Here is a 12940-nt window from a genome sequence, read left to right as displayed (position 1 = left end):
TTATCTCTCCCCTTGCCTTCTTCTTTTTAGTAAAATTAAAGCAAATGCTGGCGCACCAATTAAAGACGTAATAACACCAATTGGCAATTCAGATGGTGATATAATCATCCTTGCGACCAAATCAGCTAATATTAAAAAACCACTGCCGATGAGTAACGATAACGGCAATAAATGTTTATGATCTGGTCCCCAAATTTGCCGAATAATATGAGGAATAACGAGACCCACGAAGCCAATCGTCCCTGATACAGCAACAGCAGCTCCGGTTAAAACAGAACCTGCTATTAAAATGGTTAACTTCCGTCTTTGTACATTCACACCTAAATGCTTCGCCCGATTTTCCCCAAATGTCATGGCATTTAGTTCCTGAGTATTCATCATTAAAATCAGTGAACCGATAACGAAAAACGGCAGGATAATTACAATATAGTTCCAACCGCGCATCGACACACTCCCCATGAGCCAGCCGATAATTTGACGTAATTCCTCACCTGTTAACGCAATCATGAGCGAAATGAACGCACTTAAAAATGAACTAAAAATAATCCCTGTTAAAATAATCGTTTCAACCTTCATCGATCGATCCATTTTTTTAGCAAAAAGAAGTACACAAAAAATCGTGACGACCGAAAAGATTACGCTCAATATCGGAAGTGTAAAGCTACCTAAAACAGGTATAGAAAGTCCAAGAAAAATCGTCGCAACGGCTCCAACAGATGCGCCTGAAGAGACCCCTAATGTATATGGATCCGCAAGCGGGTTGCGCAACAAACCTTGAAAGGCAGCTCCCGCAATAGCGAGAGATGCCCCTACTAAGCCCGCTAACAACACACGCGGCAAGCGAATATTCATGACAATATTCGTAAACATCGTATCTGGTTGTGCTGCAATGGGTAAATGAAATACTTCCTTACCTAATATCTGAAATAATGTGAGAAAAGGAACTGAAACTGAACCAATTGAAATCCCTACCATCATCGAGAATAGTAGAAAACTAACGGCAATAATATAAGCTAAAGGTTTATTATTAGTTAAAGATTTCCGGATAGATTGCTTCAGCAAGTTCCTCTACTCCCTCTACTAAACGTGGGCCAGAACGAGTAACTAAATCAGAATGCACATCATAGATTTGTTCCTGTTTAATCGCTGTAACATCTTCCCACCCGCTGCGGCTTTTCACTTGGGCAACTGGATCTTCTGTGTAGTATCCATAAGTCGTAACGATTACATCTGGATTAGCAGCAATCATTGATTCTTCATCAATTTTAGCCCATCCTTCAAGATCTCCTGCTACATTATCTGCTCCAATCATTTGCAGCATTTCATTCATAAATGTATTTTTACCCGGAGAATAAATTTCAGGTGCTGGCGATACTTCAATCAACACTTTCTTACGGTCCTGCTCTGTCACAGCCTTCGCCTTTTCTTCAATCTCTTTTAAATCTTCCTGCATATCTTGAACAAGTTCCTCTGCTGCTTCGTTTTCACCTGTTGCTTGACCAATCATTTCAATGGATTCATAGACCTGTTCAAAGTTTTGTGAATCATTAACGACTAGTACTGGAATACCTACTTCTTTTAATTGTTTAATTCCTTCGCTTCCATTATGAGCATTAGAGGCATGAGCCAGCACTAAATCCGGCTCCATTGCAATCACCTTCTCCGTATTCATCTCCATGCCGCCGATTTTCTCAATCTTCTCTACCTCTTTTGGATAATTATCGTTATCTGAAACACCGACAACATTGTCACCTGCCCCTAGTTCAAAAACAATTTCTGTGTTGCTCGGAATAAGGGAAACAATTTTTTTCGGCTCTTTTTCAATTGTCACTTCTTCACCCGCAGCATCCTTAATTGTCACCGGAAAAGCTTGAGTAGCAGTTGGCTCATTCCCTTTAGAAGTTGAAGCATTTTCTTCTTTAGAAGAATCACCACATCCTGCCATAAGACCTACCGAAAGTACTAACAAAGCTGACAAACTAGATAATTTTTTCATGCTTATCCCCCATTTTGCTTTTTTGAACATAGAAAAAACACCTCCTACAGGATAAGAGATGTTTGCATGGCTATTATGTATAAATGGATATCCGCCATACACTTTCCTATCCGCGTAGGTATTATAAGTGTTCGGATAGGCAGGTCTCCTGGCTTTTAGAAACCGTTTACAACACCTTCCCATAAACCTACAGTGGCATTCGCTGTAAACTTCTAATAACAGTGGCGGGACCGCGTTGGATTTTCACCAACTTCCCTTTTAAGTCAATGTAGACACCTTATCCGTTTCATATGTATAGTTCATTATGCTTGATTATACACTAAAGATGGATAGGAGATAATCTTTTTTATGATTCGAAGGAAAATTCAGGATTTATTAGCTGATACACGCGTTCCATATCAATATGTTGCTTTACATGATTCGCAAGCAAATTATAAGCCTCTTCTCGTCTCTCGGCATCCGATTTAACCGTTTCCTGCACTTCCGGCAACCCTTTTTGTTTACGAATTTGATTAACTAGTTCTCTCGTAAATTGACGATTATGAAACACACCGTGAAAATACGTGCCGATGACACGCCCATCATTCGATATGGCACCATCCTCGCGGCCATCTTCTAATAATAAAAAAGGACTTGCTTTGGCAGCATCAATTTTTGTTCTTCCAAGGTGAATTTCAAAACCTGAAAGTGTCATCTCACTTAATCCGATTGCTTGAACAAGACGACCTGTCATTTGCTTTGTTTTCTTTTCTTTATTAAAAACGGTCTTCACTGGAAGCAAAGAAAGGCCAATCGCACTTTCACCACTGCCTTCTACTGCATCAGGGTCTAGTAATTCACATCCTAGCATTTGAAAACCGCCACATATACCGATAACTCGCTTTCCTTTTGCATGAAGTTCACAAATGGCCCGGTCAAATCCTTCCTCTTTCAACCACGCTAAGTCACCGATTGTATTTTTCGTACCCGGAATAATTAATAGATCTGGCTCGCCAAGCTCTTTTACTAAACTAACGAGGCGCACACCAACATCCGGTTCATCAAAAAGTGGATCCACATCCGTAAAGTTAGAAATACGAGGTAGACGAATCATCGCTACATCAATCGCAAATTCATTTTGCTTTGGTTTTTTAAAACGTAATGAAGAAAGGGCAAGGGAATCTTCCGCTTCAATATTGACATCAATATATGGAACAACACCGAGGACCGGGATGCCTGTTTCCTGCTCAACCCAACGGATTCCGTCATCCAGCAGTTCACGCATACCACGGAATTTATTAATAATAATGCCCTTAACACGCTTTCTTTCCGCTTCATCTAAGAGTGCTAGCGTTCCGACAATAGAAGCAAATACGCCTCCGCGGTCGATATCAGCAACTAAAATAACCGCTGCATCTGCCAAATGAGCCATTCGCATATTAGCAATATCTCGATCTTTCAAATTAATTTCTGCTGGACTGCCTGCCCCTTCTAAAACGATTACATCATAGGATTGTTGCAGCTTACGAACGGATTGTTCCACGATTGGCATCGCTTCTTGGACAAAGTTGTTACGATAGCTTCTCGCATCCATATCTAAAAAGTGTCTACCATGAACAATCACTTCTGACACCATATCTTGCTTTGGTTTTAATAAAATGGGATTCATATCGGTTGTCGCAACGACACGTGCTGCTTCCGCTTGAACGCCTTGCGCTCGTCCAATCTCACCGCCATCTGATGTCACGAATGAATTCAGCGCCATGTTTTGTGATTTAAAGGGCACAACACGTAATCCATCATTAGAAAAAATTCGGCAGAAGGCTGTACAAATGACACTTTTCCCTACATCAGAGGATGTTCCTTGAATCATAATTGCTTTTGCAGTCATAAACATACCTCGCTTCTTTAAAATTCTAATCCTTTTACAGCAGGAATTCCGCTTTCATAGTAATGTTTCGTCGCATCAATCGTAGACACAAGATCAGCAAGTTCGATTAATTCATTCGCTGCACTTCTCCCTGTTACAACGAGATGCATATGAGAGGGGCGGTTACGAATCGCTTCCACCACTTCTGCAAGCGGTAGGACATCCCCGATTGGAAATGTAGAAATCGCTAATGCATTGTTGAGTTCATCTAATACAAGCAAATCCGTTTCAGGATTTTGAAGCGCTTCTTTCGCTTTTGCCCAAGCCTGCTTTAGAGCTGCTCGATGTTCTTCTGGTGTTTTCGTCCATGTAAACCCGATGCCTAATTGCTCCATTTCAACACCTAATTTCCGAAGTGCCAATGCCTCGCCATATGTGCGCTCTGGCGATTTAATAAACTGCAAGTATTTCACGTTCATTCCTCGGCCAATGGCCCGAAGCGTCACACCAAGTGAGGCCGTTGTTTTTCCTTTTCCCTCACCTGTATAAATCAAGAACAGTCCTTGGCGTGCCATCTCAATCTCCTCTTTTCCTTATGATTTAGAGCCAAACGGTTTTTTCGGTATAAGGAGTTCGTTTCGTCGCTGGCACTTCTTGATCGGCTTTTGGATACCCGATAAAAATTGTCCCTACTACCTTTTGATTTTCTGGCGACCCAATAAACCGATGCATTCTTTCGTCATGAACAAGACCGACTCCTCTTGTACGCCAAACAAACCCTAGACCAAGCTCTCCAGCTGCAAGCCACATCGATTGAATCGCACAACATACTGCAAATACATTATCGTGAGAGGCATCTGAATCATCCGGAACCTGATCTGCCGTTACAACAATGACGACCGGTGTCGATGTCACGACTTTTAGCGAGCTTTCTACTAAATGAGGCTTAGTCGGAAAGCGTTCTTGCAAATATTCTTGTGCTAATGCTTCATAACGCTTTTTCGCTTCATCTTTAATCACATAAAAATTCCAAGGCTCACGCAGACGATCATTCGGTGCATATGTCGCAGCTTCTAATAACTGCTGAATTTTCTCCTCTTCGACTGGAATGTCCTCATAATTACGAATCGCGCGCCGCTCTTTCAGTGCTTGAATAATCGACAAGTCGTATCTCTCCTTTTTAAGGTGTAACCGTTTCTGTTTCTATTATTTTTTCGTACCATTTAATTTTGTCACGTAATTGAACAACCTCACCGACAAGAACCATCGCTGGGTTTTGAATATTCTCCTGTACGACTAAATCATGAATCGTTTCGAGGTTTCCAGTAACCGTTCTTTGTTTGTCCGTCGTTCCCCATTCAATGACAGCAACAGGTGTTTGAGCTGATCTTCCATGGTCAATTAATTGTTTACAAATATACGCTAAGTTGCCAACACCCATATAAAAGGCCACTGTATCGATACCTGTTGCAAGCGCTGACCAATTCAGATGGTCTTGGCCTTTACTATCACGACCGTGCCCGGTTACAATTGCAAAGCTTGATGCATGCTCGCGATGTGTGACAGGAATGCCCGCATAGGCAGGAGCCGCAATGCCTGCTGTTATACCAGGGACAATTTCATATTCGATTCCATGCTCAGCCAATACTTCTGCCTCTTCAGCACCTCGCCCAAACACGCACGGATCTCCCCCTTTTAAACGGGTCACCGTTTTTCCTTCTAGCGCTTTATTCACTAAAAGGGTATGAATTTCATCTTGAATAAAATGATGTCTCCCTGGTGATTTTCCGCAAAAGATTAGCTCAGCTCCCTCTTTTGCATATTCTAATAATTTCGGATTAACAAGCCTGTCATAAGCAATTACATCCGAAGTTTGAATACATTCAAGCCCATAAACTGTAAGCAGCTTTGGATCACCCGGGCCTGCACCAACTAAATAGACTTTCCCTTGACTCATGGCGCAATCTCTCCTGTCAATAATTGTAGTAAACGCGCTTCTCGTTCTTTGTAATTGGCTTGCCTCGTCAACTCCAAAAATTGTGATTCAAGCAAACCCTGTAATATGTGTCTTCTTATTGTACTATCCGCAACTTCTTCTATCACTCTTTTTCGCGATTGTTCGAGAAACAGCAGATATTCTTCGTATACTTCATCATACTCCTTCGCAAGATCTTGCTTAATTTTTCGGGCTAATCCTGGACTTGCTCCAGAAGTAGAGACCGAAATCGTCAGCGCCCCTCTTCGAAGCGAAGCGGGTACGATAAAGTTACTTAAATCAGGACGGTCAACAAGGTTTATTAATTGATGATCGTTCGTAGACTCATACACTTGCACATTAATCGCCGATTGATTAGTAGCCGCAATAATTAAGAAGAAACCTTGCAAATCATCCGGCTCAAATCGCTTTTGCTTCCAGATGATTTTTTTTGCTATAAACACTTCCATAATGCTTTCATGGAGGTTCGGACTGATAACCGTGACTTCAGCATCCGCTTCTAACAACGTCAAAATCTTTCGAGCTGCGACCGCTCCACCACCAATCACAACTGCTTTTTTTCCTGAAAGATTCAACATGGCTGGATAGTAATTCACCATGTTCTACTTCACTACCTTACGCTTATGATGGACACACGCCTGAATCCAACGCTCAACAATTTCTGGATTGGAAGCAAAGTGGAAGTGTGTATAGCCCGCGACAAGGTTTTCTTTTAAATAGCCTTCTTGTTTCTTGCCAAAACGACCCTTTGTTTCATACGCATATGGCAAACCTTCCGTTCGTTCATACGTAGAGTAATGAAATTCATGACCTTTTGCTTGTTGATTCGGGTCAATTAAGAAATTCCCTTCTGTTCCGAATATTTCCCGATAGCCTAACGCCGCTAGCTTCTTCTGCATCGTAATTTTCCCTGGAATAAGTCCAACCATTGGATACTCCATACCTTCAGTACTCGCAATCGATTCTGTTAAATACATAAAGCCGCCACATTCAGCGAGCGTTGGGATACCGCTCGTAACAGCTTCTTGAATCGATGCTTTTGCACGTTCATGATGAGCTAACTCAGCTGCAAACTCTTCCGGGAAACCTCCCCCAAGATACAAACCATCCGCTTCAGCAGGAACTTCCTCATTCTTTAATGGAGAGAAATACGTCAATTTTGCTCCATGAGCTTCTAATAATTCAAGGTTTTCTTGATAATAGAAATTGAATGCTGCATCTTTAGCAACTGCAATACAAACCCCTTGATCTTCACGCTGCTCAAATAAACCTGTTGGCTCTTCTACAATTTCCGTCGTTTCCGCTAATTCATATAGACGATCCACATCAATTGTTTCCGAAATAAGGTTTGCCAGCTTTTCAAAAAACGGGTTTAACTCGCCTCGTTCAATGGCTGGAATTAACCCTAAATGACGACTAGGAATATCGATATCCTGCTCCCTCTTCATGTAGCCAAGTACAGGGACATTGCACTCTTGCTCGATGGCAGCTTTTACAATATTGTAATGTCCAACGCTGCCAACTTGATTGGCAATCACACCGACAATATTCGGGCCAGTCGCTAACGTTTGAAAACCTTTTACAATCGCCGCTGCACTACGCGCCATACTAGCACAGTTTACAATAAGCAGGACTGGGCTTTCTGTAATCATGCTAATCTCAGCCGTTGAGCCTGTATTCTCTAACGGGCTTTTCCCATCATAGAAGCCCATGACTCCTTCAATAATAGAAATATCGGCTCCTTTGCTTGCTCGTGCTACCATTTCACGTACCGTATCATGTTCAAACATCCAACTATCCAAATTTCGTGAGATTCTGCCTGTAACCGCAGTATGATAAGAAGGATCAATATAATCCGGTCCGCATTTAAACCCTTGCACAGTATAGCCTTTTTGTTGCAAAGCAGCCATGATGCCGATTGTACATGTCGTTTTACCAACTCCACTGCCAGTCCCAGCAATGACTAATCTTCTTGTACTCATACAAAGGTCCCTCCATTTAAGAAAAGCGCAAGGTGCCCATAATCAGCAACAAGTATAAGACACAAAACGCCTTGAAAGTTTATCATTTCTTATTTTAAGACTTTATTACATAACCCTGTTGTAGCTGAAAGACGTGTGAGACCAAGGTCTCACACGAAATAAGTCAAAAATCGCTTTATCAACAATATTCATTAACATAGCTTTTTTTAAAAAGAAATAACTCCGACAGAAATCGTGACATTGCCTGACTTTTTCTTTACAAGCTCTAATTGCTCTGCTCCTGAATATAAGCGAACGGCTGGTTCACTCACTCCATAAGCACCTGTATATTTAAATACAGTATCAGACGGTGCTTCAATCGTCACTGTATTTAATTCAACTGGTGGATAATACACAAACTCCCAGCCATATTTCTCTACAACTTCCAGTAAGCCCGCTTCATCTTTTTTCAAATCAATGGTACAAAGCGCCTTCACGCTTTTAATAGAAATATGAAGTTCTACTAGCGTATCCACAATCACTTGCTCAATTTCTTCTGCTGACGTTCCGCGATTGCACCCCATACCAATTACAACTGTTTTTGGTCGAAAGACAATCCCGTTTTCTAAAATGACTTCCTCTTCTTTCGTTAACAAACGATGAGTCACGATTAACGCAGCTTTCGGTTTCGCTTCGATTGCCTCAGCAATAGAAGGATAGCTAATAATAGATTCTGGAATAGGGGTATCGTGCATCCACCAATTACGCTCACCTGATTCTTGGACAATCGCAACATGCTCTTCATTTACAACAGATGCGCTTACAGGCGTTAGTTTTTCGGCCGAATCCCATACCCAACCAAATCGGGAGCCGAATAAATCAACAGGAATCGTTTTTTGCACATCAGAAGCAGTCGTAATAATTGCTCTTGCATCTAAAGCAGCAGCCACTTCTCGCGTTAGTTCATTAGCGCCGCCAAGATGACCGGATAAAACACTAATAACATTTTCTCCTCGATCATCAATGACCACAACAGCTGGATCTGTTTTTTTATCTTGTAAAATCGGTGCAATCATTCTGACAACGGCACCGAGGGAAATAATCATAATAATGCCTTTATATTGTTTGAAAAGCGTAGGGAGCAGCATCCGCACACTGCCTGAAAACAGTTGGATATGCCTCTGCTCCTCATCCCCTTTTTCGAATTTGCTCATATAGTACAAATCTGAATTAGCAAACATCGTATGTAAACGTCGAGATATTTCAACACCGTGCTTCGTAATCGCTACAATCGCATAAGAATTCTTTTGGACAACAACAGGCTGAATTCCTTCTTGCAATTCGATAATCATGATTTAATTCCTTTACGGAATCCATGTGTAAAGCTCGCATCGTATAGTTTTGAACGATATTCATCTTTCTCGTGAATATGTGGATCCAATGCCCATCCCGCTAGGATCATCGCATGTTTACGAATTCCGTTTTTGCGCATATCTTCATCTAGATTCACTAATGTCGTACGAACAATTTTTTGGTCTGGCCATGAGGCACGCTGAATCACAGCAACTGGTGTTTCATCTTTCCAACCAGCCGATTGCAGTTCTTTGACAATTTTCTTTGTTAACGTGGCACTTAAGAAAAGCGCAATTGTACAATGGTGACTTGCTAAATCTTTTAGCTTCTCAAACTCAGGAACCGGCGTACGTCCTTCCGCTCTTGTTAAAATAAGCGTCTGTGTTAAATCGGGAATCGTCAACTCCGCACCGATTGCCGCAGCAGAAGCAAATACCGAACTCACACCTGGAATCACTTCATATCCGATTTCTTCTTTCTTCAAAAGCGCAATTTGTTCCATAATCGCTCCATACATAGCTGGATCTCCTGTATGAATACGAGCAACCATTTTACCTGCATTCACACGGTCTACCATTACATCAACGATTTCTTCTAAGTGCATGCCAGCTGTTTTTAATACTTCTGCTTCTGGCTTTGCCTTGGCAATTAATTCGTCATTGACTAACGAATCCGTATATAAAACAACATCTGCTGTTTGAAGAATGTTTAAGCCTTTTACTGTAATTAAATCTGGATCTCCCGGGCCTGCTCCTACAATATAAATCTTCTTCATTATTTTCTCACCACCATTAATGTTAAGTATTCAAGCTCAACGCCTTCTAGCTCACTAACCTTCCAAATCACTTCTTCATCAGATGTTACCTTTGTTACAACAGAGGCTTTCTCTAAAAGGTCTAAATCTTTTAAAACCGTAATCATTAAATCTATTACTTTCGCCACTTTAATAAATACAACCGCGTCATGATCTTCAAGCGCTTTTTTCATCGCTTCATAATCATCACGAGCAGGAACAATTGCCACATGATCATCGCCGTCAGCTAAAGCAATCCCTAATCTTGAAGCAGAACCGTTAAAGGATGAAATGCCTGGCACGGTTTTAATGTCTACTTCAGGGTGCAATTCCTGCATCAATTTCATCATATGAATAAACGTACTATATAAAAGTGGATCGCCTTCCGTTACAAAAGCCACATCTTTCCCTTCCTGCAGCTTCTCCCAAACCTTCTCAACCGTTGCATTCCATTCACGATCTAAGATCGTTTGGTCTTTTGTCATTGGGAAAACAAGGCCAAGCATTTCTTTTTCTTCAGGGCGAATATATACTTCAACAATTCGATGTGCATAGCTTTTGCTGCCTTTACGTTTCCGTGGATAAGCGATAACCGGTGACTCTTGAATTACACGAAACGCTTTAACTGTAATTAATTCTGGATCTCCTGGACCAACGCCAAGACCATATAATGTGCCGAGATTATTCATTCGTTTCTTCCTTTCTTTGTGCCGTAATAATATAAATTGGATTCAGCGGAACAAAACGATTCATGCCTAGGATTGGCTTGCTCCGGGAAATTTGTGCATGCATAATGGATGTTTGAAAGCCCGATTGTACGAAAGCTTCATTCGCTCGGTATAAATTCTCAATGGTCGCGGCATTGAGAACAATCCTTCCGCCTTCTTTCAAGCGCTGACAACATGTTTGGATTAAATCAACCATTTCGCCGCCCGTTCCCCCAATAAAAATCGCATCCGGATCCGGAAAAGTTTCAAGCCCTTGCGGTGCTTTTCCATGAATGGCTGTTAAATCGGTACGAAACTTGCGTTGATTTTGCAAACAATTTTCTAAATCCGGTTCATTTTTTTCAACAGCAAATACTTGCCCTTCTGGAGCTAGTCTTGCTGCTTCAATCGCCATTGAACCAGTACATGTTCCAACATCCCAAACAATGCTATCTTTCTTGAGGTTTAACGCATATAAACTTAATACGCGAATTTCCTTTTTTGTAATCAGCCCTTTATCTGGCTTCCGTTGTGAAAACTCTTCATCGTCAATACCTAGCGACCAGCTTGGACCATCCGCCACTTTTTTCAAAATCACAACATTTAATGGCGAAAACTCGTGATTCACCATGTCTTGGAGTTCATACCAGCCTACTTTTTCATTTTCCCCTTGCAGGTTTTCGGCAACAAATGCACGATACTCGGTCATCCCGAACGAGAGGAGATATTCGGCAAGACGATTCGGACTATTCTCAGCATCTGTCAGCAACGCTACCTTTGCCTTGCCATCGATTCGCTGTGCCAGTCCTTTCATACTCCGACCATGAACACTTGTTACATAAGCATCTTGCCAACTTTCACCCATTTTTGAAAAAGCAAGTTGCACAGAGCTTACATATGGATATACTTCTATATTTATTTTGCTAGAAAGATAACCGCCAATTCCGTAATAAAGCGGATCACCTGAAGCTAGCACAACCGTTGGACGCGTTTCTTCTTGTAATCTCTCTACAAGCGCTTTCAAACCGCCTTTAACGACAACTTTCTCTCCTTGATAATTCGGGAAGAAAGATAGTACTCTCTCACCGCCAACAAGCACTTCGCTTTCTTCAATCCATTGTGCATATTGCGGCAGTAAGCTTTCTTGTCCGTTATCCCCGATTCCAATTAATTTCATCGATTGAGTCAATGCCAACAGCCCTTCCTAGTAATTGTCCTTTCATCGAATAAATCGCTGTTCCCAGTTCTATTCCACCTTTAATATGGTGTAATGACGAGTAACAGCACGCTTCACAAAGATGATCAAAAAAGGCATCATGGCCTGTCTCAGCCATTAGCTCACCGACTTGAGAAGCAGTATTCGCGCTTGCTACTTCTGCCACAAGCTCTTCACTAGCCCCAACATCACGTGCCAGCTTCGAAAGGAATTCAAAATTAATCGGTGCACTTTTTGAGTGAACCATCATCACACCTTGCGCCACTTTTGAGAATTTTCCCATCATCCCAACGAGCGTGACCTTCTTAATTCCTTGTTTTTTACATTGCTTTAGAGAGAAGCCGACAAAGTCACCCATTTCAATGAAAGCTTCCTCTGGTAACTCAGATAGCAGTCCCATTGCATATTTCTCACTGCGTCCGCCTGTCGTTAAAACGAGATGCTCACAGCCTGCCATTTTGGCCACACTAATAGCTTGCACAATACTCGCCATATAGGCAGAACTAGAAAAAGGAACTACGGTGCCTCTTGTCCCTAAAATCGAGATGCCACCGATAATTCCTAGTCGGCCGTTTAATGTTTTCTTCGCAATTTCTTCACCGGCCGGAACAGAAATCACAACTTTCACACCTCTATTAATCTGAAATTCGTCTAACGTCTGCTCTACAGTCGTTAAAATCATTTTGCGCGGCACTGGATTAATCGCCGCTTCACCGACTGGAACAGGAAGACCAGGCTTCGTCACCCGACCAACCCCGACTCCTCCGTCCAAAATGATGCCCGGTGTATCCGTCCAGCTCACGGTTGAAACAATCAGTGCTTGATGAGTCGCATCTGGGTCATCGCCTGCATCTTTAATCGTTTCACAGCTCACGGAGTCTTTGCCCATTTCACATTTTTCTATCGTGAAAGTCGCATTCCGTCCAATCGGTAAATGAATCGTTGCAGTTTCCTGCGCCTCACCAGTAATTAAAGCGGTTAATGCCGCCTTCGTTACTGCTGTTGAGCAAGCTCCTGTCGTATAGCCATGTCTCATTTCCGATGGATCTTTTTTCGCCTTCTTTTGCAT

At 41.9% G+C, this 12940-nt stretch carries 13 protein-coding genes and 1 riboswitch; all 13 genes read right to left on the bottom strand.

All coding sequences use genetic code 11. The annotated features are described in order from the left end of the window. Nucleotides 1-1062, bottom strand: a complete 1062-nt coding sequence (locus ACE199_RS12775) for a FecCD family ABC transporter permease (RefSeq protein ID WP_375350111.1) — start codon at nucleotides 1060-1062, stop codon at nucleotides 1-3. Further along, nucleotides 1028-1996, bottom strand: a complete 969-nt coding sequence (locus ACE199_RS12770; protein WP_375350204.1) for an ABC transporter substrate-binding protein — start codon at nucleotides 1994-1996, stop codon at nucleotides 1028-1030. The genes ACE199_RS12775 and ACE199_RS12770 overlap by 35 nt, the downstream gene beginning before the upstream one ends. A gap of 122 nt (nucleotides 1997-2118) precedes the next feature. Further along, nucleotides 2119-2291: riboswitch (cobalamin riboswitch) on the bottom strand. A gap of 51 nt (nucleotides 2292-2342) precedes the next feature. Then, complete coding sequence (locus ACE199_RS12765) at nucleotides 2343-3866, bottom strand: cobyric acid synthase (RefSeq protein ID WP_375350110.1); 1524 nt, start codon at nucleotides 3864-3866, stop codon at nucleotides 2343-2345. 17 nt (nucleotides 3867-3883) lie between these two features. Continuing rightward, nucleotides 3884-4420: a cob(I)yrinic acid a,c-diamide adenosyltransferase gene (locus tag ACE199_RS12760; RefSeq protein ID WP_375350109.1), complete on the bottom strand. Its 537-nt coding sequence runs from the start codon at nucleotides 4418-4420 to the stop codon at nucleotides 3884-3886. Nucleotides 4421-4445: 25 nt separating this feature from the next. After that, a complete protein-coding gene (locus ACE199_RS12755) occupies nucleotides 4446-5009 on the bottom strand; it encodes a nitroreductase family protein (protein ID WP_375350108.1) in 564 nt (187 codons plus the stop codon). 16 nt (nucleotides 5010-5025) lie between these two features. Next, the gene (gene cobA / locus ACE199_RS12750) at nucleotides 5026-5802 is read right to left on the bottom strand and encodes a uroporphyrinogen-III C-methyltransferase (RefSeq protein WP_375350107.1); all 777 of its coding nucleotides are present in this window, start codon (nucleotides 5800-5802) and stop codon (nucleotides 5026-5028) included. Continuing rightward, the gene (locus tag ACE199_RS12745; protein WP_375350106.1) at nucleotides 5799-6440 is read right to left on the bottom strand and encodes an NAD(P)-binding protein; all 642 of its coding nucleotides are present in this window, start codon (nucleotides 6438-6440) and stop codon (nucleotides 5799-5801) included. Before ACE199_RS12745 ends, cobA begins: the two co-directional genes overlap by 4 nt. Before the next feature lie 3 nt (nucleotides 6441-6443). Further along, nucleotides 6444-7823, bottom strand: a complete 1380-nt coding sequence (locus tag ACE199_RS12740) for a cobyrinic acid a,c-diamide synthase CobB (protein ID WP_375350105.1) — start codon at nucleotides 7821-7823, stop codon at nucleotides 6444-6446. A gap of 206 nt (nucleotides 7824-8029) precedes the next feature. Beyond that, the gene (locus ACE199_RS12735; protein ID WP_375350104.1) at nucleotides 8030-9154 is read right to left on the bottom strand and encodes a cobalt-precorrin 5A hydrolase; all 1125 of its coding nucleotides are present in this window, start codon (nucleotides 9152-9154) and stop codon (nucleotides 8030-8032) included. Next, nucleotides 9151-9930 carry a precorrin-4 C(11)-methyltransferase gene (gene cobM / locus ACE199_RS12730; RefSeq protein WP_127762268.1) on the bottom strand — a complete coding sequence of 260 codons (780 nt, stop codon included), beginning with the start codon at nucleotides 9928-9930 and terminating at the stop codon, nucleotides 9151-9153. Before cobM ends, ACE199_RS12735 begins: the two co-directional genes overlap by 4 nt. Further along, a complete protein-coding gene (cobI, locus tag ACE199_RS12725) occupies nucleotides 9930-10637 on the bottom strand; it encodes a precorrin-2 C(20)-methyltransferase (RefSeq protein WP_375350103.1) in 708 nt (235 codons plus the stop codon). The genes cobM and cobI overlap by 1 nt, the downstream gene beginning before the upstream one ends. Further along, a complete protein-coding gene (gene cbiE / locus ACE199_RS12720; protein WP_375350203.1) occupies nucleotides 10630-11844 on the bottom strand; it encodes a precorrin-6y C5,15-methyltransferase (decarboxylating) subunit CbiE in 1215 nt (404 codons plus the stop codon). The genes cobI and cbiE overlap by 8 nt, the downstream gene beginning before the upstream one ends. Continuing rightward, the gene (locus ACE199_RS12715) at nucleotides 11807-12940 is read right to left on the bottom strand and encodes a cobalt-precorrin-5B (C(1))-methyltransferase (protein ID WP_375350102.1); all 1134 of its coding nucleotides are present in this window, start codon (nucleotides 12938-12940) and stop codon (nucleotides 11807-11809) included. Before ACE199_RS12715 ends, cbiE begins: the two co-directional genes overlap by 38 nt.

The organism is Peribacillus sp. Hz7, from assembly GCF_042136355.1.
Lineage (GTDB): Bacteria > Bacillota > Bacilli > Bacillales > DSM-1321 > Peribacillus > Peribacillus asahii_A.
The sequence above is the reverse complement of the archived record's forward strand: the minus strand, read 5'-3'. Positions and strand labels throughout refer to the sequence as shown.

Bases quoted from the DNA above. Each gene is read 5' to 3' on its own strand.
- ACE199_RS12770 (WP_375350204.1), bottom strand. From the start codon at position 1,996: ATGAAAAAATTATCTAGTTTGTCAGCTTTGTTAGTACTTTCGGTAGGT.
- ACE199_RS12765 (WP_375350110.1), bottom strand. From the start codon at position 3,866: ATGACTGCAAAAGCAATTATGATTCAAGGAACATCCTCTGATGTAGGG.
- ACE199_RS12760 (WP_375350109.1), bottom strand. From the start codon at position 4,420: ATGGCACGCCAAGGACTGTTCTTGATTTATACAGGTGAGGGAAAAGGA.
- cobA (WP_375350107.1), bottom strand. From the start codon at position 5,802: ATGAGTCAAGGGAAAGTCTATTTAGTTGGTGCAGGCCCGGGTGATCCA.
- ACE199_RS12745 (WP_375350106.1), bottom strand. From the start codon at position 6,440: ATGGTGAATTACTATCCAGCCATGTTGAATCTTTCAGGAAAAAAAGCA.
- ACE199_RS12740 (WP_375350105.1), bottom strand. From the start codon at position 7,823: ATGAGTACAAGAAGATTAGTCATTGCTGGGACTGGCAGTGGAGTTGGT.
- ACE199_RS12735 (WP_375350104.1), bottom strand. From the start codon at position 9,154: ATGATTATCGAATTGCAAGAAGGAATTCAGCCTGTTGTTGTCCAAAAG.
- cobM (WP_127762268.1), bottom strand. From the start codon at position 9,930: ATGAAGAAGATTTATATTGTAGGAGCAGGCCCGGGAGATCCAGATTTA.
- cobI (WP_375350103.1), bottom strand. From the start codon at position 10,637: ATGAATAATCTCGGCACATTATATGGTCTTGGCGTTGGTCCAGGAGAT.
- ACE199_RS12715 (WP_375350102.1), bottom strand. From the start codon at position 12,940: ATGCAAAAGAAGGCGAAAAAAGATCCATCGGAAATGAGACATGGCTAT.